Below are 21,470 nucleotides of genomic sequence, written 5' to 3'. Positions count from 1 at the left end.
TCAAGCCTCCCAGTTGCCAAGGCCTACGACTTCACGACCCGCAGCGCGTCCAGAGATCATTGCCTCGGTAAGGTACGAACCGTTCTGGTACAGATCGGAGAACATCGACCCCATCTCACCGGCTTCATACAGACGCGGGATGTGCTTGCCATCATGGTCCAGCACCTCGGACTTGATGTTGCGGCGTGCGCCACCACCCGTGCACACGATCACCGGATCAACCCGCATGCCATAGAACGGTGCCTGCGCGATCGGGTAAAGCGTCTCCGGGCTACGCCCGAAATCCGCATCCTTCTTCGCCGCGCAAGCCGCGTTATAACGCTCCACTTCCGCGCGCAGCTTGACCGGATCGCGGTTGATCTTCACTGCCAGCTCTTCCAGCGTATCAGCCTTCTGGATCCAGCCCTTCTCCACTTCCACCGAGTTGTCATCGGACCACTTGTAGCCACGCACCACCGGGTTCCAACTCATCACTTCCACCACCAGCTTGTTGTACTGGCAGGTGATGGCATCAAAGATCATATGCACCGGCTGCGCACGGTAGTGCGGGGTGTCCACCCAATGACCGTGCTTCTTTTCCTTGTAATGGGTGAGCTGCAGCTCCGCGGTTTCGTTGTAGAAGCGCTCGGTGTTCGCATCCACCTCGATCCAGCTGAAGCTCTGCCAGAAGAAGTTGCGCAGGAAGCCGTTGACGAAGCCCTCCGGCTTGAAGCCCGGCCAGATGCCGCCCGACTGGCCCTGGTTGCGCATATGCCACAGATCGGCGCCGGCCTTCTGCAGGATCTTGATGCCATCCCCGGTGTTGTGCGGCGTGCCCAGCGGTGCCGGGTTGGCGAGGCCGAAGTAGTTGCGCTGCATGTCCAGGTTGGCTTCAAAACCACCGGTCGCCATCACCACGCCCTTGTTGGCGCGGATGGCTACGCGCTGACCGTTCTGCTCGGCGATGACACCGAACACTTCCAGCGTATCCGGGTCCTGCACCAGGTCCTTGAGCGGCGATTCGTATGCGATCTGGATGCGTGGACGCAGGCGGATGTTCTCGCGAAATGCGAGGTATACGCCGGACGGGATCGGCAGGATGGTGGCGGTGCAATGCACGGCCTCACGCGCACCAAACTCCGGGAACTCCAGCACCGCATCGCGCTCGGAGAAGCCGGTGCCGTGGATGAACTGCGCACCAGCCTGGGCCGCACGCTCCTGGATCCACGGTTCCAGCGCTTCCATCGCCTCTGACCACGGCACCAGCATGTCTTCCGGGATCGGGTTGGCCACGCTCATCTTGCGCTGGTATTCGGCCAGCACCTTGGCGTTCTTGGTGATCAGCAACGATTGCCCGGCAACGCGGCTGTTGCCGCCGGTCTCAGCCTCATTGGCCTTCTCCAGAATGAGGATGGACAGATTCGGGTCCAGATCGTGCGCCTCGATGGCAGCACACATGGCCGCCAGGCCAAAGCCGGCGATGACGAGGTCGTACTGCTGATCCCACTGTTTGACGGCGTTGCGACTGGCCATGGTTCCCCTCCGGGAGATTGCGATCAGCCGACTATCAATGCCCTGCCCCTACAACCGCCAACCAATTCGCGTACGATCCACAACCATTGGTTGTAATCAAATATCGCCATGGACCTCCGCCAGCTTCGCTACTTCCTGTCCGTGGTCGAACACGGCAGCTTTACCCGCGCCGCCACGGCTACCGGGCGCACCCAACAGGCCCTGAGCAAGGGCATCCAGGCGCTGGAGCAACAGCTGGGCGCCCGCCTGTTCGAACGCGGCAGCCGCGAGGCCCGACTCACCGCCGTCGGCCGCCTGCTGATGGAACATGCCCAGCCTGCCCACGACGCCGTGCGCCGCTTCGAGGACCGCCTGCAGGAGCTGCAGACCGGCGCCGAAGGCCAAGTACGCATCGGCACCGGCCCCAGTACCGCCGGCTCGCTGGTCGCACCTGCGGTGCTGGCGCTGCGTCGGCATTGGCCAAAGATCGGCATCCACGTCAGCAGCGGCATTCTGCCCGAGCTGCTGCCCAACCTGCTGGCACGCGAGCTGGATGCGGTAGTCACGCTGCACACCTTTGGCGACGGCGACCCCGACCCGCGTATCAAAAGCGAAGTGCTGATGCACGACGAATACCGAGTGCTCGCCAGCGTGCGTCATCCGCTGGCGCGGCAACGCGATATCTCCCCAGTGCAGTTGCTGGAGCAGGCATGGATATTCGGCCGCCGGCTTGGTGCGGTGGAAGGTGCATTCCGCAAGCGCTTCCATGAAGCAGGACTGGAGCCACCACTCAACACGATGGAAAGCGGCTCACCGGAATTCATGCGCGCGATGATCCGCGACGGCGGCTATCTCACCTTGTTACCCAGCCGTCTGGCGCAGGCCGAGTTGCTTGCCGGGCATTGGGTGAAGCTGGATGCACCTGGGTTTGCGTGGCAACGGCCGGTAATGGTTTACACGCGTGACGGCGAGCCACAAAACGCGCCGCTGGCGAGGTTCCTGCAGGCGCTGCGGAATGCGGCGGAGTTAGCGCGGGTGCGGGAAGTGGAGTGAGGGTTTGAGCAAGCGTGGCGGAGCGCTTGGTCAACTCCGGTTTCGCCATGTGGGCTGGATGGACCGCAAGAAGAATCATCGCGATCACGGCATTCCAAGCGCCAATACGCCCGCCGGGAGAGGGGTGTATTCGATATCACCGTGAAGAAACGGCACTAAACCCGGAGGGCGAAGGTAATCACAAGCCGCGCCAAAGGTCGCAAGCCTTTGTTTACAAAGGCAATAAATTCCGTTTAAAACGGACTTTAAAGTTGGCATACTCGGTTTTACACCGCTTTTAGGCGGTCTACTAAGAGTTAGGCATGCCGAAAACACGCACCGGAGCCGAAGTAGCTGCAGGCATGTTGGTGTCAGCGGTCCAGAAGGAATGGGGTTCAGAGCTGGGCACCTCAGCCGCAGATACCACGGAGCATGTCCTAAGTCTCGCGCACGAATTGCTTCGAGCTAGCAAAGCCGGAAACCTCAATAGCGCATTGAGCTCGGCTACCGTCCCCCAGTTCCTCGGAGAGTTATGGGTCATGCGACACCCAGCAATTCAGCCCGCAGCCCAAAGACTTGAATCCTTTGTAGTTCGAGATCAGGATGCCTAACAGTTCATTCAAGCCGAACCCGCTTCGCGGGTCGGCTTAATTCCAGAGTTAGCCCTTATGCACACTGTCGATGCGCTTTTCTCTGTTAGCGCCCCATCCTTCAATGTCCGTGACTTCGTAGAGGCTCATAAGATCCCTACGACATTGGTATGGGTGCAGGGAGAGAACGAGCCTTGGCGTAGCGTAAACACTCAGTCTGGGTTTCAATCGCGGCTCTACTACGGGGCCAATGAAACCTTCACTGGAGCCACCATCAGCGACTTTCTTGCCAACGCCAGTTGGCTACTTGCGTTAGATGTGCCTGGAGTTTCTCGCAGGATCAGCATTGAGGTGGTCGTGGACAACGATCTCAGTTGGTCGCCCTCTTTCGAGATATTGCCTGAGACCCTGGAGCAGCTTCGCACTTCTGAAATATCCATTGAGATAACGTCCTGCTGCAAATTCCAGGGCTAACAGTTCATTCAAGCCGAACCCGCTTCGCGGGTCGGCTTAATTCCAGAGTTAGGCGGCGGTGTATTGGTTGGCTGGCCCTTCTTCTTTCGACAGCAACATCGGCAAGTCACCGGTCGGCTCCGGGTAACAGTTCCAACTGCTCTTGGCAGCGGCAAGCCCGCCACTTCGTCTTACGCTTCACTGCTCTGCCGCAATCATTTCATCGCACTTCGGCGGCAAAGCCCGGCAAGGTTTCCCGGGCAAGCTCCATCCCGCGAGCTGTGGCATGATCGGCTCGCGTTGAGTTGCACAAGCAGGGCAGCATTGGCCCGGAGTCGGTAACTGGCCACAGCCGCCTAACAGTTCATTCAAGCCGACGCCGCTTCGCGGCGCGGCTTAATTCCAGAGTTAGTCTTCCGAGACGAATTATGCGAAAGCTCCTTGCAACTGCGGCACTTCTTCCGGCTCTTGCAGCGGCCTCTCCACCCTCGGATGGCATCAATGACCTTTTCGCGGACACGTGCATGAAGCACTTCTATTCGCAGGACAATCTTCGAAAGGCAATGAGCGACGCCCTGGAGGCTCCTGTCGAAAAAGCAGAGTTCTTTCTTGGCGGCAACCCTGGCAAGGCATGGTTCGTTGTAGCGCCGTCCACCGCATACGTGGTTGCACTCCGCGACGACACTGTCTGCGCCGTTTTTGCGCAGCGCGCCAACCCCGACCAAGTTCGCGCCGGCTTCTTGGCCTTAGTGGCCACGGCCCCGGAACCACTCGTGGCTGAGGCACAGAACGCAACTGGGTTAGGCCCCAACGACGCTCACACTCACACGACGGCGTACTCTTGGTCACGGCCAAAGGACAAAGATGAGCTTCTTTTTATCCTTACTACTTCTGACAGTAACGATGCAACTGCTCAGGCCATGGTTTCAATGTCACTGGTCGGCAAGGCTAACAATTCGTTCAAGGCGATGCCGCTTCGCGGCACGCCTTAACTCAGGCGTTAGCCGATGAGAGCAAGCGTTGCCGCAGCGTTAGTCATGTCCCTCGCGGGTTGCAGCCTTCTGGGGCCCGCAGAGTTGATCGCGACTTACGACATAGCGACGATTTTGTCCAATCCATCTGGGTTTGACGGCAAGCTGATTCGGGTTCGAGGAGCAGCGGTCGTTGGATTTGAGGCTAGCTTCATCTGCCCAGCTCCCGGGACTCTCGATTCACCGGACGGCTCCAAGAATTGCCTGTCGCTCGTGCCAGGAGAGTCCGATGGGGAGGCCTACGACATTAGGCAGCTCGACGGAAAGACCGTAGAGATCGCCGGCCGGTTCAATTCCAAGTCCTTCGGACACATGGGCGCGTACGGGGGTACCATTGCAGTCACTTCGGGCCTGATTACGGGCACCCACAACATGGGAGTGGCACCGCTTCCGCCCCCACTGCCCGGGTCATCGGCTAACAATTCATTCAAGCCGAACTCGCTTCGCGAGTCGGCTTAATTCCAGAGTTAGCCAACTTATGAAGCTCTTCCTCGCCCTGACATTCGCGCTGATTGCTCTTTCGCCGACTCTGGGATGTTGTGCTGACCCTCGCACAGACGAATGCCACTCCAAGCGCGGTGGCGACATCTTGTTCCACTGCAACGCATCTATTTACTCACTTATTGCGTCGCCTGAAAAATTTGCAGAGAAGCGCATTTTTACTATCGGGTATCTCGTCCACGAGAAGGTCGGCTCCCCCTATCTCGGCTTAGCGCCTACTCCCTCAGTAATTAACGCTAGTGACTTTTTGAGCTGCATCCACATCATCGCCTCCTCCGCCAAGCTTGATGGATCAGATGTCCCGTATCCGGCGCAGCCAGGAATCTATGTCGCAGAGGTCTCGGGCAACCTAAAGCTCACGCCGGATTCACTGTGTATTGGTGAGCTACACGATGCAAGGATTTATAATTTACGACTGAACGAGAGTTACGGGGAAGATGGCTAACAGTTCATTCAAGCCGACGCCGCTTCGCGGCGCGGCTTAATTCAGGCGTTAGGCGGCGGTGTGTTGGGTTGGCTGGCCCTTCTCGTTTCGGCAGCAACATCGGCAAGTCACCGGTCGGCTCCGGGCAGCAGCGCCAACTGCTCCTGGCAGCGCAAAGCCCGCTACTTCGTCTTACGCCTCACTGCTCTGCCGCAATCATTTCGTCGCACTTCGGCGGCAACGCTCGGCAAAGTTTCCCAGGCAAGCTCCATCCCGCAAGCTGTGGCATGATCGGTTCGCGTTGGGTTGTACAAGCAAGGCAGCATTGGCCCGGAGAGCGGCAAGTGGCCACAGCCGCCTAACAGTTCATTCAAGCCGACGCCGCTTCGCGGCGCGGCTTAATTCCAGAGTTAGGCCTCATGCAGATCAAGACCGCACATCCGCGTCTCTACTTTGATGGCAACTCCCAGCTCGCAGAGCGCTCTTTCGCTCTGGTACACGGCACGCTTGATGACCTTCGAGCCTTGGGCCAAACGCCTGATTCGGCCCTAGGTTCGCGCTTCACCTTTGTCCAAGAGGAGCTAGGCCCATCTGGAAAATGGGATGCGCTGCTATTCAATGGCACAATCGCCCACAGCCCTGCTCTTGGGCACTTCGCGTTGGCAGATACAGGGGGCGCGCATTGGCTGTCGGAGATCTCCAGCCATGAGGCCTAACAGTTCATTCAAGCCGACGCCGCTACGCGGCGCGGCTTAATTCCAGAGTTAGGGCGCAGATCATGGGTGTCGAGATCATCTTCCCAATCGCTTGGCTTGTAAGCATCGCGTCCATCATCTGGCTCGTGGTTCGATCGCGGTCTGTAGCTACCCGCGCGTACACACTCCCAACCCTTATTGGTTCCGCTGTCATTTCCCTTCTCTGGGCCGCCCTTGATCACAAAGATGGCTACTTCTGGCAATACACGCTAACTTGGTTTGCACCAGTAGTTCTCATACTTGGTAGCCAAGCACATGCTATCAAGTACATGCTTGGGCGCAGTGCAACAGCAGCTGCGCCCTAACAGTTCATTCAAGCCGAACCCGCTTCGCGGGTCGGCTTAATTCCAGAGTTAGGCGGAAATGGAGCAAATCCTCACCTTTGAGGTAGATGACTTTTCTGCCACCGTCAACGACATGACCGTTCCCGTTCATCTGCGGATTTTCAAAGACTCTTCAGGGTATCTGCTTGTTAGCTCTTCGCCCCTTGGGGGCGATTCCTTCAACGGAGACACGTGGCACATATCAGTCGCTGACGCTTTCGCCCAAGCACAGATGCAATTCGGTGTTCTACAAAGCAGGTGGCGCGCGGTTGCCGCCTAACAGTTCATTCAAGCCGAACCCGCTGCGCGGGTCGGCTTAATTCCGGAGTTAGGCGGCGGTGTGTTGGTTGGCTGGCCCTTCTCCTTTCGGCAGCAACATCGGCAAGTCACTGGTCGGCTCCGGGTAACAGTTCCAATTGTTCCCGGAATAGCAAGCTCGCCATTTCGTCTTACGCCTCACTGCTCTGCCGCAATCATTTCATCGCACTTCGGCGGCAGCGCTCGGCAAGGTTTCCCGGGCAAGCTCCATCCCGCGAGCTGTGGCATGATCGGTTCGCGTTGGGTGGCACAAGCAAGGCAGCATTGGCCCCGGGAGCGGTAAGGGTCACCGCCGCCTAACAGTTCATTCAAGCCGACGCCGCTACGCGGCGCGGCTTAATTCCAGAGTTAGGCCCTATGAGAAAGATCTTCGCAACTCTGGCTTTGCTTCTATCAGCTTCAAGCGCGGCCTGTTCCGCGCCTGCGCCGCCGATTGACGTATCTGGCCTCACCGAAGCTTCTATGAACTTCGACCAGGAGGGAGTTGGGCCATTTCTGCACCAGCTGTCTAGCTCCATCACTTCCAACTTAGACGCTGGCGCACTTGCAACGAGAATCGACTCGTTGCCAATTGAGCAATCAGGCAACTGGGAGTTCCACGTCGACTCAGACGGACAGACACAGCGCTTGGTAGTGGTTGCGTTCAAAGACGACATAGACGCTCCTGATCTTGCGTTCTACACGTCGCCGGAACTGGCGGCAAAAATTCAGCAACAGCTGGAGTCATTTGCGCGGGCCCAAGGGTGGTAGGGCCTAACAGTTCATTCAAGCCGAACCCGCTGCGCGGGTCGGCTTAATTCCAGAGTTAGGCGGCAGTGTGCTGGGTTGGCTGGCCCTTCTTATTTCGGCAGCAACATCGGCAAGTCACCGGTCGGCTCCGGGTAGCAGTTCCAACTGTTCCTAGCATCGGCAAGTTCAACACTTCGCCTTACGCTTCACTGCCCTGCCGCAATCATTTCATCGCACTTCGGCGGCAACGCTCGGCAGGGTTTCCTGGGCGAGCTCCATCCCCCAAGCTGTGGCATGATCGGTTCGCGTTGGGTTGCACAAGCAAGGCAGCATTGGTCCGGGGTTCGGTCAGTGACCACCGCCGCCTAACAGTTCATTCAAGCCGAACCCGCTGCGCGGGTCGGCTTAATTCAAGAGTTAGGCCAAAAGATAGACTATCGGAGACTCATGGACAGAGCACAACTCACTCGTTTGCTATTGGTCTTATCAATTCTGTACGCAATTTTTTTCTATTTTATTGGTAGCGCCATAAAGCCCGGCTATTCGCAGCTATCAAACTTCGTGAGCGAGTACAACGCAACGGGTACGGCTCAGGCCAACACGCTCACTTATGCAGGTTTCCTTGTTACTTCCGTTCTCTTGTCAGCTTTCCTTGTCTCGGCCACTCCACTCATTCAAGTATCTGGAGCTAGCCGGTTAGGCTTCTGGCTCTTGTGGTCACTTCCTGCCTCATTCTTCCTTGCGCTATTCGCTCCATGTGATGCCGGCTGTCCAATTGAGGGCTCAATTAGCCAAATCATGCACAATTTGTACGCCATCGTGACTTACTTTGGCATGGGTGTCGGCATTGCTTTGATCTCGCTAGCCCCTAAATTCAGAGCGTTCAAGTGGCGCCGCGCCTTTATGCTTTTGGTCGGCGGTGCCTTTCCAGTGGTTTTTGTGATCATGATCCAGCCGGATGTCGCACTATGGAGAGGCTTGATACAGCGATTGCTCGATGTCGCGATGGCGGTATCACTCGTCCTGATCACCTGGACGCTCGTTTCGTCAGGCCAGAAAGCTCGCCGGGCTTTGGCCTAACAGTTCATTCAAGCCGAACCCGCTTCGCGGGTCGGCTTAATTCCGGAGTTAGGCCGCTATGAAAGCTCTCGCGAGACATGGTGATGGAGCATTAGTTGCAATTGGCACGGCAGTCTGTAGCTTGGGGCTATGGCTTTGGTGGTTCGCCAGCCCTTCGCCTCATCGTTCTATAGAGCTTGTCTTTGCCCTCCCAACGGTGTGCATCGGCCTTATGATTATTGGCGCCACTATCGCTAGCAGTCATCGTCCAACTAGAGGATTCTGGTTCTTGCTTGGGCTCTGTACATCAGTTCTTGCCGCACTTCCGTTTCTTGGGCTTGTCGCTCTCCTTGTACTCGGGGCCGCGACCTAACAATTCATTCAAGCCGACGCGGTAGTTCCTTCGCTTTAGTGGACACCCTGACCTAACAATCAGGAGTATCCCAATGCCCCGTCCAGGCCCCAGAACCACCTATCGCTATACCGATCATTTCAAGGCAACCGCCGTACGCTTGAGCGAGCTGCCGGGCGTCTCCGTAGCCGATGTTGCCGAATCGCTTTACATCCACCCTTTCATGTTGTCTCGTTGGCGCAAGCTTGCCCGCGAAGGACGTATCGTGACCAAGGGTATCGAGTTGGACCAAGCCATCAGTGCGGAGCTCAAGGAGTTGCGCGAAGTGAAGCGCAGATATGAGCGTCTGCAGCTTGAGCATGACATTTTAAAAAAAGCCATCGCGTTCACTTCCAAACAAAAAGCGATGTCTTCGCCTTCATCGCCCATCATCAAGAAGCCTGCCCGGTGAGAACGATGTGCCAGCTGTTCAACGTCAGCACGGCCGGCTTCTATGCTTGGCAGCGCCGGCCGCCAAGCCTGCGCGCGATCGAGGATGACGCTCTTACCAAGTGCATCTACGGCGTACATGCAGCAAGCCGAGGCACCTATGGCAGCCCGCGTGTGCACGCTGCATTGAAGCGCACCGGCGAAATAGTCGGCCGTCGTCGCGTTGAACGCTTGATGCGCCAGGAAGGCATATCCGCACGTTCCGCCGGCTTGTACAAGCAACGACCGGGGCTGAAACACTTCCTCGCCAGCATAGGAAGTCACGCCCACCTGGTGGACAACACAAAGCCAGACCGAGTGTGGGTTGGCGATGTCACCTACCTGAAGGTCGCTGGCCAATGGCGCTACCTGGCCACGGTGCTGGACCGTTGCTCCAGACGCCTGCTTGGCTGGTCGCTTGGAAAGGAACGAACTTTGGCGCTGACAAAGCGCGCGTTGGCTTCTGCCCTACGGACCCGCAGCCCCATCCCAGGAGCCATCTTCCATAGCGATCGCGGCATCGAGTTTCTGGGCAACGAGTTCAGGCAACGACTGCAGCAAGCTGGGTTTCTGCAGTCAGCCAACCGTCCTCGTCGCATGACAGACAACGCACATATGGAATCATGGAACAAATCGATGAAGTCCGATTTCTACCACCAACGCACATTTGAAACCGACGGATCCCTGCTGGCGGCTGTCCGCAGCTATGTAGATTTTTACAACAACCAGCGCCTACACTCGGCACTTGGTTATCAAACACCAGCGGAATTCGAGCGCACCTGCCATTGACCAACAGGTGTCCACTTTCTCGAAGGAAGTCCCAGCCGCTTCGCGGCTCGGCTTAGTTCAGACATTAAGACGCTATCAGGAGTTCTCGCGAGATGGAAAGGGCACAGGCACAGGCAGGCGCAATCGCACAAGCCATTCTGGCGCCGGACCTGAAACGTCAAGAAGATACTCGGCAGAAGCGAGCAGTGGAGACCGCGCGCCTTTCGCGCAAACGCAAGGTAGCTTGGTTTGCTCTCGTTGGCTCGGCCATCGGCGCTGCGGTGGCATACCTCAGCGGAGCGAGCTTTTCGGTCGGAGTGATTTGGGGTGGGCTTGCCAGCTCCGCACTAGGCTGGCTTCTCACACACCGGGCTGCGGCCTAACAGTTCATTCAAGCCGAACTCGCTTCACGAGTCGGCTTAATTCCGGAGCTAGGCCAATGAAGCAAGTGTGCCGTAATCTGATGCTCGCGCTCTTGCCACTGGCTAGTTTTCTTGTGTGGCGGATCGGCATACGGGCCTTTGACTACTTCGGGTGCCAGGACTCCGGTAAGTTCATCGAGCCATGCTTTGCATATGGCCACAACATCCAAGGATGGCTGGGCCTTTCACTTTTCTGGGCTCCACTTCTACTCTTGGTGTCGCTTCCGGTTTGTGGCTGGTTGCTACTCGAGGCCCTTTTGCGCAGGCTCCACTCCAATGGGGCCTAATGGTTCATTCAAGCCGAATCCGTTTCGCGGCGCGGCTCAATCCCGGAGTTAGTCGTGTCCAGAAGACTTGTTCCCCATAGTAAGAAGCTGAGAGGCGTCGCGAGGCGTCTACGGGCAATTCGAAGCTGGCCAGATGAAGTAGCAACCAGATTCCCACCAGACGACGAGCTTCAGCCGGAGAGTCGATACTGGAATTGGAAGATCCCAGTTGACCTCAACTTAGTCGAGAGTCGATGGACAACTGATGAAATCCGCAGGACCTGTGCTCAAAGCCTAATTGACGCGTGTGCCCGCTTGGCTGCGGCGAAACCGACATCAGCCAACGACTACCGTGTAACAGGCGTTCTATGCATTCCCGACATCTTCACTAGCGAACTATGCATCTACCTCTCGGAAGACTACTTCCTATCGCACGTTTCACCTTCCTCAAATGAGTATGGCCAAACAACCCTGGTCGAGGGACGGAGCATCTCGGATGATTGGGGCCTCATATTGCCCGAAGGCTTTTCCGAGGTTGGCCTCACCGTGGACTATCACGACCCCGAGAGCGACTGGCGTCTGGTTGGTGAGCGCTGGTACTTTGGCGAGGTGGCGCAGGAAGCTGACAATTAATTCAAGCCGACGCCGGATCGCGGCGCGGCTCAATTCAGGCGTTAGGGTGCGAACTTGAGTACCGCACGGTTCTTTAAGGAGCATAGCGTCGCAATGCGCCTCGGTGACCAGACAGATCTCCGGCAGCGAATGCAGGAAGCTTACGAGACGGTACGGGACAACTGGCTCGAGAGAAAGGAGTACACGGCGCTAGTAAAGGCCACTGTCGGCAACTGGACGTCAGGAAACTGCGTCGACTACATGCTTCCCGTCACAGCTGCGCTCATCGCGGATAGAAGGCTAGATCTTCATCGTCACCTCTGGACGCGCACAGTGAAGAAGCAGGTCAAAGACTTCTTCCGCCAGCATTCCTTTATCCGTCGTCAGCGGCTGACCTTTCAAATCATCCGTTCCGATGACTTCTCTGGCTTCGATAAATTTGATCAAAATAGCTACTTCGATCACCGTCGGGCCGCCGCATTTCTGCTTGATCGCGTCCTGTCAAGCTTGGAGCTTTGGAGAGCTGAGTTAGTAGGTACTGGACTGTGCCCCCAAGAGCCAGACAACATTGCTGAGAGTCTCCAGTTGCTAAAGCAACCCCAGATTGAGGTCAATCGGCTACCCTCCAACAATGCATTCAAGCCGAACCCGCTTCGCGGTTCGGGTTAATTCCAGAGCTAAAAGCGCTAGGGAGCGTACATGGAAGATCAAAGAGGCTGGGTTCTCGCACGAAAAGAGACAGAAGCCGGACTGTCTTTACTCCGCCTAAAGACGATTGAGCCCGAGTTCGACTTCGGTTCTTTTCCCGAGAGATTTAACGTGATTTGGGAATTCCAATATCCCACCAACGTCGGCACTCCTTCAGCTCCAGACTCCGAGACCATGAAGAGGTTCGAAGATCGAGTCTGTGAGCGCATTGAGTCAGACAATCAGTCTATCTTGTGCATGGTCTTCACCGAGCCTGGATACCGAGAGTACGTTTTCCTTTCCCGAGACATAGACAGCTTTCTCAACGTGCTGAACACGATCCCCCGAGAGCTCGACCCTTATCCCATTGAAATACACCATGAATCGGATAGCGCGTATGAGTTTTACAACTCATACGCACAGGGTATCCGGGGAGCGCCCTGACAGTTCATTCACGCCGAACCCGCTTCGCGGGTCGACTTAGTTCCAGAGCTAGTTTTCCCTCACACGTACCGAAGGCCCAATGAAACTGAAAACTATTGTTATCCTTGGAGCGCTTGCACCATCCTCGGCGTTCGCTCAAGGCAATCAAACAACTGCGGAGAGGATATTCACAGAGTACCAAGAGCGCGCGAGTGCTTTTGATCCTGCGGCAGCTAATCTGTACTGCGATACAGCCATCGTCCGCAACACACGCACCTATCCAGATGGGCAGCAACGAACCTTGGAGCTTCCTGCACCTAAGTACAAAGAGTTGATACGTGCTGCAATGCCCATAGCCCAGGCACGTGGAGACACGAACAAGTACTCTGACGTTTCGTATCAGCAAGAGGGCACCAACGTACGTATCACGGCAACTCGCTATTCTGAACTCAAGCGCTACTCAAGCCCGCTCTCTTTGCTCGTCGGTGCATGCAACGGGGGGAACTGGATGGTTCTCGAGGAGCTCAGCGAGTCACGTCCTTGACGGCCAACAATTCATTCAGGCCGACGCCGCTCCGCGGCACGGTTTAATTCCGGAGTTAGCCCTCATGCTCACTTTCGATGAAATCGTCGATGGTTACATCGGTACCCGCGAGCGCTCTGGGGCACTCCACTCAGGACCTTACGTTTACCCGGAGGATTTCCATGGGGCCGAGACCCTGAGCTTCAACGCGTCGTGCCCAGAGGAGCTTTCAAAGGCACAGAATCGGCTGCGCCTCGGTCGATGGAGGGAGGCGCTCCCTTGTATGTCGGCAAAGCACTTGGTTCTAGCAGGACCACGGCTAAACCAAGAAATCTTCGATGCGGCGACTCAAGTCAAGGGACTTGAGATCCTGGTTGTCTATCAAAGCAGCGTTGAAAGCATTGAGTCGATCTCAAATGCATATGCTCTGATTGGCACAAGGCTCAAAAGCAGCAAGTCAATTTCAAGCTACGACCCACTTGGCCAACTACCCAATCTGAGGTCACTAACATTGGACAACCCGAAAGGCCTGGGAAATCTCGACTTCATGACATCCCTGTCTGCAATCGAGGACTTTTCCATTTTTAACGGCCCAGACAGATGGCTAGTTGTTGATAGTCTTCTTCCGCTACAACGCCTGCAAAAACTCCAGCGAATTGTTCTTAGCGGGGTAAAGATCTCCAACGGAGGCCTCCGCCCACTTCACGGGCTGCCGCTGCTCGAAAATGCCATGCTCAGCTACGCTTTCAAGGCAGGCGAGTTCGCCGATTTCCGGGCAGCCACTCCTGCGCTGCGGCAAGGGAGCCCCTTCAGAGCAGACCTTATCGCGGAGTTCTGTGAGGGCTAACAATTCATTCAAGCCGAACTCACTTCGCGGGCCAGCTTAGTTCCGGAGTTAGGTTGCGATGACAAATTCAGCCGAAGGCTTCGCAATCCAAGCCCTACTCTACGCGCTTGAAGTATTTGGCTTCTTTGCCGTCACAGTCCTTCCTGCTAGGACCTTCATTGTTCTCCGTCGCTACGCGTGGGCAACGCGTTCCGGGGTATTTCGCTGCGCCGCATTCCTACTACTGGCAGCAGCTGGCATCGCAGCCATTGCGCTTTCCGGTAGTCACCTAGTTCACGTAAGTCGCTGCCTCTTGGGCTTCTACTGCGGCGCGAATGCCGCCGGCGGCTGGATTTCGCTCGCAGGCATTGGCTTTTGGTATATTGCGTTTGAGTTGGTTGCCGTTCTTGTTGGACACACCGCGCTAAAACGCCCTGCACCTCAACCTAATAATTAATTAAATCCGAGCCCGTTTAGCGGGGCGGCTTAGTTCCAGAACTAGGCAACATCTACATATGACAGACATCTGGATAGACATTGCCGGCCAGAACTACCGTCCCTCTCTGATGCAAGAAGAGAGAGAGGTCAAGGCTACCTTGGCCAGAGATTTTTCAGCGCGCTTGCTCAATAACACAAAGTGGCGGGAGCTCCTTGCCGCGCTCGAGCACCTCTCAGTTTCGTACCTCATCAAGTTCGTGGATGTTTCGTCCGCGAAGCATGGAACCTTGTCGCATAGAACTGACCGGTTCTGTGACAGCCAATGGGGGCTAGTACCAATCCTTTCTGTTGAATGGATAGAAATCGAGCATCCAGCTACTGAAGTCCTTGAACTAGCAAGCTCACTCAATCTCCCCCACAATCTCGAGCCGGACAGCATCAGGATCATCGCTCATTTGCGAAACGGTGAGAAAATGCCGCCTAACAATTCATTCAATCCGATGCTGCTTCGCGGCTCGACTTAACTCCGGCGTAAGCGCGCAATGCCACTTTTCACTTATATCGTGACGTACAAAGGAGCCAGTCATGTGGCTCAAGGGAGCCACAGCAACTTCACTGGCTTCACTTCCACCTGGGCATCAAACATCCCGCAAGGCGCCCTCCCCGGTCTCAACCCTTCACTGTTCAGGCAGTTGGCGACGATAGCATACGAGGATACGTTCACTCCCGTCTCGTGCGCCAAACACGTCTGGCGCAAGTCCTTCGAGCTTGGCGGGGCCACATTGACCGTTGTTGCCGTACAAACTCAGCAGTGACCACAATTCACTTGGCAGGAAAACCTGCATGCTGGTTGCGCCCTATCAATTCATTCAAGCCGACCACTGATTCGCAGCGCCGGCTTAATTCGAGAGTTCCGCCACCATGACGGATTACTTACGCCTCAGAATCGAGCCAGATGACGATGGCACTGCCGAACTTCACGCCGAGGTGAGCTCAAATGGCTTCTCTGGCGTGGGATCGGCTTGGTTTAATTTGGGCCACTTAGCTGATTTTGCGCAGTCTCTTGGCAACGCCTTTCCTCTCAAAAGCGCGCTGGAGTTAAAGGGCGGCTACTGGGGAAAGGACGGCACAGGCCTTACCCAGGAGCACCTGGGCATCTGCTTTTACCCAGTCGGCGGCTCCGGCAGAATTGGCTGCCATGTCAGGCTCGCGACTCCTGTCCTACCGGACGACCGGCCAGAGGAGCAGCATTCCGTGCGGGTTGAGTTGTTTACGCATTACCAAGAACTGCAGGAATTTTCTGGAGCACTTCGACGGTTGGCACAAGGAGAGACATGTGAGGCCATTCTAGGCAAACGCGCGGCCTAACAATTCATTCAAGCCGAACTCGCATCGCAGGTTGCCCCAGCCCGAGAATCAGGTCGCGCAAGAAATGTTCGAATTTCGAGTAACAAAGTACGACCCTAGGTTCCGCGGCCAGGATGGCGCCTACCTACATGACGACTGGACCTCGGCCAGTGACATTGGTCGGTCGTTCGATGGAAACCTGTTGACCAGCGCCGAGTACCAGCGCATCGAGAACGCATACATTGAAAGTGCGTTGGCATTTCTCCGTGAGTCTGGCGCAGCTTCGCTGACGATCCGCGGCTTCGAGTATCACGGTAGCGCACCTTTGCCTTTTGGAGAGGGAACAGAGGTCTCGCGAGAGCAAACTGAAGCGATCGTAAGCTGCGTGTTGCGAGAAGAGTTTTGGTGCAGACTGGAAAGTCCAGATTTCTTCATCCACATCGGGTATGACTACTACATGTACATTGGTGTGTCAGTTGATTGCCCAAAAGCAAGAGCTATCACAGTCAGTCTTGGGCTTTTCGTAGAGCCGTTCCAGTCACCCTACGGTGGTTCAGATGCAGCCTAACAATTCACTCATGTCGAACCATCTGCGCGAGTCGGCTGGTTCCAGATTCTGGGCTCGGCAATGTACCCTCGCGATGTGATGGTTCAGCCGGCAGAACCGAGCAAGGAGACAACTATTCGGTTACGCAAATCGAGCGATCACGTCCTTGATATCCTTCGTCACCACCTACCGCCAAAATACGAACTCAACTGCCTAAGGCGTGTTGTAGTCGAGCTCGGAAGCAAAAAGGCTCCAGATCAAGATGCCTACCGGGATAGTGGCCTCGGCGTCGGCCTCTACGCACTCCCAAACTTCGACCTTGAGCGGTACTTTGCCTTGCCTCTCGAAGAACAAGAAGAAGAGATCCTTCATTGTGCTGAGAAGAGCCTCGTAGATCTGGCGCTAAGGTTCGGCACAGACCCCAGGGCCGCTTCGATTGGCAGCGCTGCAAGTCAAGCACTCCCACTTCAGACTGGAACTGGAGCTAAAGTGCTCCAAGACCCATCCCAGCCGCAAGTTAAGAGTTCGAATCATTAAAAGGTTCGCCCCTGGTGGCGTGTTTGTGCGTAGCGAGGTGAGGAACAAGACAGGTGATTTGCTTTCATCTAGTGAACTCTTTTCTTCTGGATGGGTGGTGACGGCAGACCATAGATTTCACAACAGTAGATGGAAGGGAAACACACTCGAAATCAAAGATGGGTCTGGAACGACAACCGCAGAAGTACCCTGTGACCCCTACCTCGTGCCCTAGAAACCCATTCAAGCCGACGCCGCTTCGCGAGCCGGCCTGATTCCCCAACTTTCCCTCATGGAAAAATCAAATGAAGTGTCCGAAGTGCGACTCAGAACTAAAGCCGATTGTTCACGAGAACGTGGAGATCGATCGGTGCTCCGGCTGCGGCGGTCTATGGTTTGATGCATTCGAGCATGAGGAACTCAAACAACTCGATGGTTCCGAGCGCATCGACTATTCGCCCAAGAGCACCGTTCCATCCAACACCGGAGCAGGCAAGTGCCCCAGGGACCAGCAGCCGCTGTTTGGCATAGTGGTGGCGGGCCAGCCGCATATCTCGTACGAGTCTTGCGGCTTCTGTCACGGCGTCTTCTTTGACGCCGGCGAGTTCAAAGACTTCAAGGAAGAGACCCTTGGAGAGCGCTTCCGTGCGATCTTCGGAATAGTACGGGTGGCCCCAGCTGAGGGCTGACAATTCATTCAGGCCAGCGCCGCCTCGCGGCGCGGCTTAGCCCATATGTTGAGCCCCAAAGCATGCCCGCAAGTCTGCTCACAGAGATCATCTTCCGTGGTGCCTTCGAGGTCGTGCTGTATGGTCTCGGTTACATTATTGGCCGGCTCGTCGTCCCAGTCTTCTCGTTCGGCTACTACGGTGTCGAACCCTGGGACCTCATGCACCGAAAGACGTCCAAGAGCCATTCTGGGCGACCACTCCCTCGGAATATTTCAGCTGGCACAGCGTTTGCGATCGGCTTTTGCACACTGGCGGTAGCATCAGCAACCGCCTATTTTGTATGGCGTGCGGCGGGTGTCTGAAAGTTCACTCAAGCCAAGCGCGCTACCCAGCGCCAGCTCAGTACCAACGTTGTGCCGCAGAACATCCATGGAGACTACTTTGAAGAAATTGCTGCTACTTATCGCACTGTTCTCCCAGCCAGTTTTCGCCCAGGAGGAATCCAAGCCATCCACCTTCCATCGTTTGCTTATGTTCAACGACAAAAATGAATTGATGGTTGTCAAAGTCAAGAACTCAACTCGCTGGGTAACGCCCGGCTGGTATCAAGACAACCGTCTGACCATCAAGGAAGGACTTGATGAGCTCGCGGGCAGCTATGGACTGAGGATTTCCACTCCAAGCTTGAGGGGAGTGTTCACGCTGAAAACTGATCAGAACAATGAGATCTCAACGAGGCTCGTGTACTCAGCCAGGGTTGAAAGCGGCGAGGCAAAAGCACCAGAAATAATTGAGGAGATCAGGTGGTTGAGCACAAGCGCGGCAATGGACCTGATCACCTTCCCGCACATCAATGCACAGATAGAACAACTTACGAAATTCCCGGACACACTATGGGGCGGTGCCCAGTTGATGTACCAGGAAGATGGCGTTTATAGATCCAGAACCACTGAAGCCTTCTACCCACTCGGCAATCGGCTACCTTAAAACCCCTTTCCAAACCTCTTCTGAAAGCACTGACGCATGCAAGCGACTTCGATGTTTGTTCGAAACTTGGCGTGGTTCAACTGCGCCGCACTGTCCGCCGCACTCTTGGTCGCGGGTTGCACCGGAGCGGCCATGCCGGCGAAAGATCTTGGGGCAGATATCGACGAGGTCGCCGCAACGCTGATCGAACAGCCTTTGCTTCACTCGACCTCGATCGCAGTTGTATATCGGGGCGAGGAGATCATCCGTCATCGCGGCGATATGGAAAGCAGCAAACCTGGGCCTCCAACCGATGCGACGCTCTACGAAATCGGCTCCTTGAGCAAGACGCTGGCCGGGGCGCTGATGGCGAATGCTGTTCTGGAGCGCAGGCTCAGCTTGGATGACGATATCCGGATGTATCTGGAAGGGGACTATCCGAACCTGCGGTACAAGGACGAAGCCATCCGTGTCCGCCACCTGCTGTCGCATACCAGCGGCTTGCCGAACATGCTGCCAGAACGCACCAACACCGTCCTCGCCGACTTCACCGATCAGCGTACGCCCGGCGAGCTCAATGCCATCTATGCGAACTACGGTAAGGCTGACTTCTTCAGGGACCTGCGTGCCGTCGAAATTGGCCGCGCGCCCGGAAAGGAGTACTCGTATTCCAGTACCGGAACCGAACTGGTGGCGCATATCCTGGAAGTCGTCTACAAACGCGACTACGAGTCGCTGCTGCGCGGGTTCCTGCAAGATTCGGCGGCGATGACTGATATCAGAATCCGGCTTGAAGATACTGATGTCATCCGGCTTGCGCCCGGCTATCACAGTGACAATCCGGTGCCGGCCACGCCGATGCCGCAGCTGCCCTGGGGTGCGTCAGGAAACATGAAAGCAACCGTTCCGGAAATGGCGAAGTACCTGAGATTCCAACTGACCAACGGGCCAGCCGTAGAGGAATCCCATCGTACGCTGGTCAACTTCGATCCCGAGTTCAGCATCGGCTATTTCTGGAACATCGTCAGCGGCGACCGCTTGAAAGGCACTTACTACGCCCACCATGGCGGCGTACCCCGTTCGCAGTGCTATATCTACATCATCCCGAAGTACGATCTCGGCATTTTCGTCATCACCAACCAGAGTGGTGACCAAACCGCTCGCGCCATGGAGACGGCGATCGATACGTTGGTTGAGAGAATCGCCGCGCGGGAGAACTCCGCCGGTCATCGGCTGTCCCAATAGCGCAAACAGGCCCCGGCCTCTTTTCTGTTTGCTGCACTCATTCTGGCGGTCTCCATATGTGGTAGCGCCGCCAAACAGTTCACTCAATCGGAACTTCCTTCGTTACGCCGGCAACATGGCAGGTTAAGCTCGGTATGGCACCGGCGCCACTGCGTAGGCCGGCTGAACTCAGGCGTTGAACCACATTGGGTAGCATTGTTGGCACGTATATGTCCAAATCAAAAACCCTCGTTACTGTTTATCTTCTCTTATCCGTCATCGGTTTGGTCGCGACCTGGTACTACAACCTTCAACACTTCGTCGGAAGCGGCAGCATCGAGTTCGGCCCCTATCTCCAAAGCGCTACGGTCAATCCAGCTGCAACGGCAATTACTGTTGACATCTACTTCTCCGCGCTTGTGTTTTCCATCTGGGCATTTCGAGAGTCAAAGCGTGTTGGCATGAAATGGCCGGCGGCATATGTAGTGCTTTGCTTTGGCGTTGGTTTGGCTTTCGCATTCCCACTATTTCTTGCATTTCGTGAGCGCGCGATCATGCGAATTGGGCAGTGATGTCGCCTGAGGAGTGGTTGATACCGACCCGCCACGGGTCGGCTGAACTCCGGCCGTGGAACTCAATGGCTGCTCCTCACAAGATCGTTCTGCATTCACTGCAAAGCTGTCCACCTGACTTCGACGTACTGGTAGCAGATTGGATACGCCAAGGAGTCAAGTACGTAGCGGTTAACGGCGTTGACGCAGCCAAGATTGAGGACGCAATCGATGAGGTGTGCGTCGGTGACGGCTCAACTCCATGCTTCATGCTTCATGCTTCATGCTTCATGCTTACAGCCTCTCATAGTGCAGACGAGGCGCTAGATGACGTGGTCTTTCTTGCGCAGCATTTGCCTGGCGACCTCTCCAGCTCCTCAATGGTGGCCTCGTCTATCCAAACCAGAACCCTACCGGCGTGACGTCACTCCAACGCCAACCCGAACCAAAGGCCAAGAACCTCTGCTCGAGAATGCTCATGAAGCCCTTCGCAGATCCCGCCGTTGCGGCACACTTCCAGTCGTACCCTCCCGTCGTGCGAAAGAAGATGCTTGCACTACGAGAACTTGTCTTTGCGACCGCCAAGAAGGTCGATGGTGTAGGCCCGTTGCAGGAAACGCTGAAGTGGGGAGAGCCTGCTTACCTCACCGCCCAGACCAAGAGCGGGAGCACCGTTCGCATGGACTGGAAGGCCAAGTTCCCTGATCGGTATGCTATGTACTTCCATTGTCAAACCGGGCTCATCGAAAGCTTCAGATGTATGTTTCCCCACGACTTCACGTTCGAAGGGAACCGCGCGCTTGTCTTTGGCCTGTCGCAGAAGCTGCCTACCGATGCGCTAACGTTCTGCATCCAGGCTTCGCTCACATATCATCTGCGGAAGCGTGCGCTTCACCGGTAAGCACTGAACGCGGCGTACCCCACTGGTCAAGCGGACATACCGACGGTACGCCGACAACTCCAAGTCTAGGTCGCCTTCGAAATGTGCGTACTCTTTCAACAGCTGGACGCCGATGGCGATCCCAATTTGCCATTCGGGCGATACGCCAGATACTTGGAACGCAACAGGGACCGATTCCCCGCGTCTGCGTTCAAACTGGCTTCTGGTCCGCTTCTCAACGCAGCAGATCCCCGCTGCCTGCACGATCCCTGGTTGG

At 56.2% G+C, this 21,470-nt stretch carries 23 protein-coding genes; 22 read left to right on the top strand and 1 reads right to left on the bottom strand.

The annotated features are described in order from the left end of the window. A complete protein-coding gene (locus ACVOLL_RS12380; RefSeq protein WP_481513145.1) occupies positions 1-1,512 on the bottom strand; it encodes an FAD-dependent oxidoreductase in 1,512 nt (503 codons plus the stop codon). Between the two features lie 108 nt (positions 1,513-1,620). Here ACVOLL_RS12380 and ACVOLL_RS12375 point away from each other — a divergent pair, with 108 nt between their 5' ends. The 22 genes from ACVOLL_RS12375 (at position 1,621) to ACVOLL_RS12270 (ending at position 21,214) form a co-directional block, all read left to right on the top strand. Then, positions 1,621-2,544, top strand: coding sequence for a LysR family transcriptional regulator (locus ACVOLL_RS12375; protein ID WP_481513144.1), 924 nt, complete (start codon positions 1,621-1,623; stop codon positions 2,542-2,544). 1,450 nt (positions 2,545-3,994) lie between these two features. Beyond that, entirely contained in the window at positions 3,995-4,558 is a 564-nt protein-coding gene (locus tag ACVOLL_RS12370) for an NMCC_0638 family (lipo)protein (protein ID WP_481513143.1), read from the top strand. A gap of 517 nt (positions 4,559-5,075) precedes the next feature. Continuing rightward, positions 5,076-5,543, top strand: coding sequence for a hypothetical protein (locus ACVOLL_RS12365; protein WP_481513142.1), 468 nt, complete (start codon positions 5,076-5,078; stop codon positions 5,541-5,543). 398 nt (positions 5,544-5,941) lie between these two features. Beyond that, positions 5,942-6,238, top strand: a complete 297-nt coding sequence (locus ACVOLL_RS12360) for a hypothetical protein (protein WP_481513141.1) — start codon at positions 5,942-5,944, stop codon at positions 6,236-6,238. Between the two features lie 1,037 nt (positions 6,239-7,275). Continuing rightward, complete coding sequence (locus ACVOLL_RS12355; protein WP_481513140.1) at positions 7,276-7,668, top strand: hypothetical protein; 393 nt, start codon at positions 7,276-7,278, stop codon at positions 7,666-7,668. A 426-nt stretch (positions 7,669-8,094) separates the two neighbouring features. Further along, entirely contained in the window at positions 8,095-8,727 is a 633-nt protein-coding gene (locus ACVOLL_RS12350; RefSeq protein WP_481513139.1) for a DUF998 domain-containing protein, read from the top strand. Between the two features lie 425 nt (positions 8,728-9,152). Then, entirely contained in the window at positions 9,153-9,509 is a 357-nt protein-coding gene (locus tag ACVOLL_RS12345) for a transposase (protein WP_481513138.1), read from the top strand. Beyond that, entirely contained in the window at positions 9,479-10,315 is an 837-nt protein-coding gene (locus ACVOLL_RS12340) for an IS3 family transposase (RefSeq protein WP_481513175.1), read from the top strand. The genes ACVOLL_RS12345 and ACVOLL_RS12340 overlap by 31 nt, the downstream gene beginning before the upstream one ends. 742 nt (positions 10,316-11,057) lie before the next feature. Then, complete coding sequence (locus ACVOLL_RS12335) at positions 11,058-11,615, top strand: DUF3916 domain-containing protein (RefSeq protein ID WP_481513137.1); 558 nt, start codon at positions 11,058-11,060, stop codon at positions 11,613-11,615. 93 nt (positions 11,616-11,708) lie between these two features. Beyond that, entirely contained in the window at positions 11,709-12,263 is a 555-nt protein-coding gene (locus tag ACVOLL_RS12330) for a hypothetical protein (protein WP_481513136.1), read from the top strand. Between the two features lie 30 nt (positions 12,264-12,293). Next, the gene (locus tag ACVOLL_RS12325; RefSeq protein WP_481513135.1) at positions 12,294-12,725 is read left to right on the top strand and encodes a DUF695 domain-containing protein; all 432 of its coding nucleotides are present in this window, start codon (positions 12,294-12,296) and stop codon (positions 12,723-12,725) included. A 79-nt stretch (positions 12,726-12,804) separates the two neighbouring features. Then, entirely contained in the window at positions 12,805-13,248 is a 444-nt protein-coding gene (locus ACVOLL_RS12320) for a hypothetical protein (protein WP_481513134.1), read from the top strand. A gap of 64 nt (positions 13,249-13,312) precedes the next feature. Next, positions 13,313-14,074 (top strand): hypothetical protein, encoded by a 762-nt coding sequence (locus ACVOLL_RS12315; protein WP_481513133.1) that lies wholly within the window; start codon positions 13,313-13,315, stop codon positions 14,072-14,074. Between the two features lie 58 nt (positions 14,075-14,132). Continuing rightward, positions 14,133-14,510 (top strand): hypothetical protein, encoded by a 378-nt coding sequence (locus ACVOLL_RS12310; protein ID WP_481513132.1) that lies wholly within the window; start codon positions 14,133-14,135, stop codon positions 14,508-14,510. Positions 14,511-14,568: 58 nt separating this feature from the next. Next, positions 14,569-15,015, top strand: coding sequence for a DUF6678 family protein (locus tag ACVOLL_RS12305; RefSeq protein WP_481513131.1), 447 nt, complete (start codon positions 14,569-14,571; stop codon positions 15,013-15,015). Between the two features lie 397 nt (positions 15,016-15,412). Next, on the top strand, positions 15,413-15,859 hold the full coding sequence (locus ACVOLL_RS12300) for a hypothetical protein (protein ID WP_481513130.1): 447 nt from the start codon (positions 15,413-15,415) through the stop codon (positions 15,857-15,859). 181 nt (positions 15,860-16,040) lie between these two features. Then, positions 16,041-16,406 (top strand): hypothetical protein, encoded by a 366-nt coding sequence (locus ACVOLL_RS12295; protein ID WP_481513129.1) that lies wholly within the window; start codon positions 16,041-16,043, stop codon positions 16,404-16,406. Positions 16,407-17,206: 800 nt separating this feature from the next. Beyond that, positions 17,207-17,590 (top strand): zf-TFIIB domain-containing protein, encoded by a 384-nt coding sequence (locus tag ACVOLL_RS12290; protein WP_481513128.1) that lies wholly within the window; start codon positions 17,207-17,209, stop codon positions 17,588-17,590. 423 nt (positions 17,591-18,013) lie between these two features. Next, complete coding sequence (locus ACVOLL_RS12285) at positions 18,014-18,559, top strand: hypothetical protein (protein ID WP_481513127.1); 546 nt, start codon at positions 18,014-18,016, stop codon at positions 18,557-18,559. 36 nt (positions 18,560-18,595) lie between these two features. Then, positions 18,596-19,783 carry a serine hydrolase domain-containing protein gene (locus tag ACVOLL_RS12280; RefSeq protein ID WP_481513126.1) on the top strand — a complete coding sequence of 396 codons (1,188 nt, stop codon included), beginning with the start codon at positions 18,596-18,598 and terminating at the stop codon, positions 19,781-19,783. 209 nt (positions 19,784-19,992) lie between these two features. Beyond that, positions 19,993-20,334 carry a DUF2834 domain-containing protein gene (locus ACVOLL_RS12275; RefSeq protein ID WP_481513125.1) on the top strand — a complete coding sequence of 114 codons (342 nt, stop codon included), beginning with the start codon at positions 19,993-19,995 and terminating at the stop codon, positions 20,332-20,334. A gap of 457 nt (positions 20,335-20,791) precedes the next feature. Next, positions 20,792-21,214, top strand: coding sequence for a DUF1801 domain-containing protein (locus ACVOLL_RS12270; protein ID WP_481513124.1), 423 nt, complete (start codon positions 20,792-20,794; stop codon positions 21,212-21,214). Positions 21,215-21,470: the final 256 nt, after the last annotated feature.

The organism is Stenotrophomonas sp. STEN035, assembly GCF_056759935.1.
Note: the sequence above shows the minus strand (reverse complement) of the source record. Positions and strands in the feature narration are given on the sequence as shown.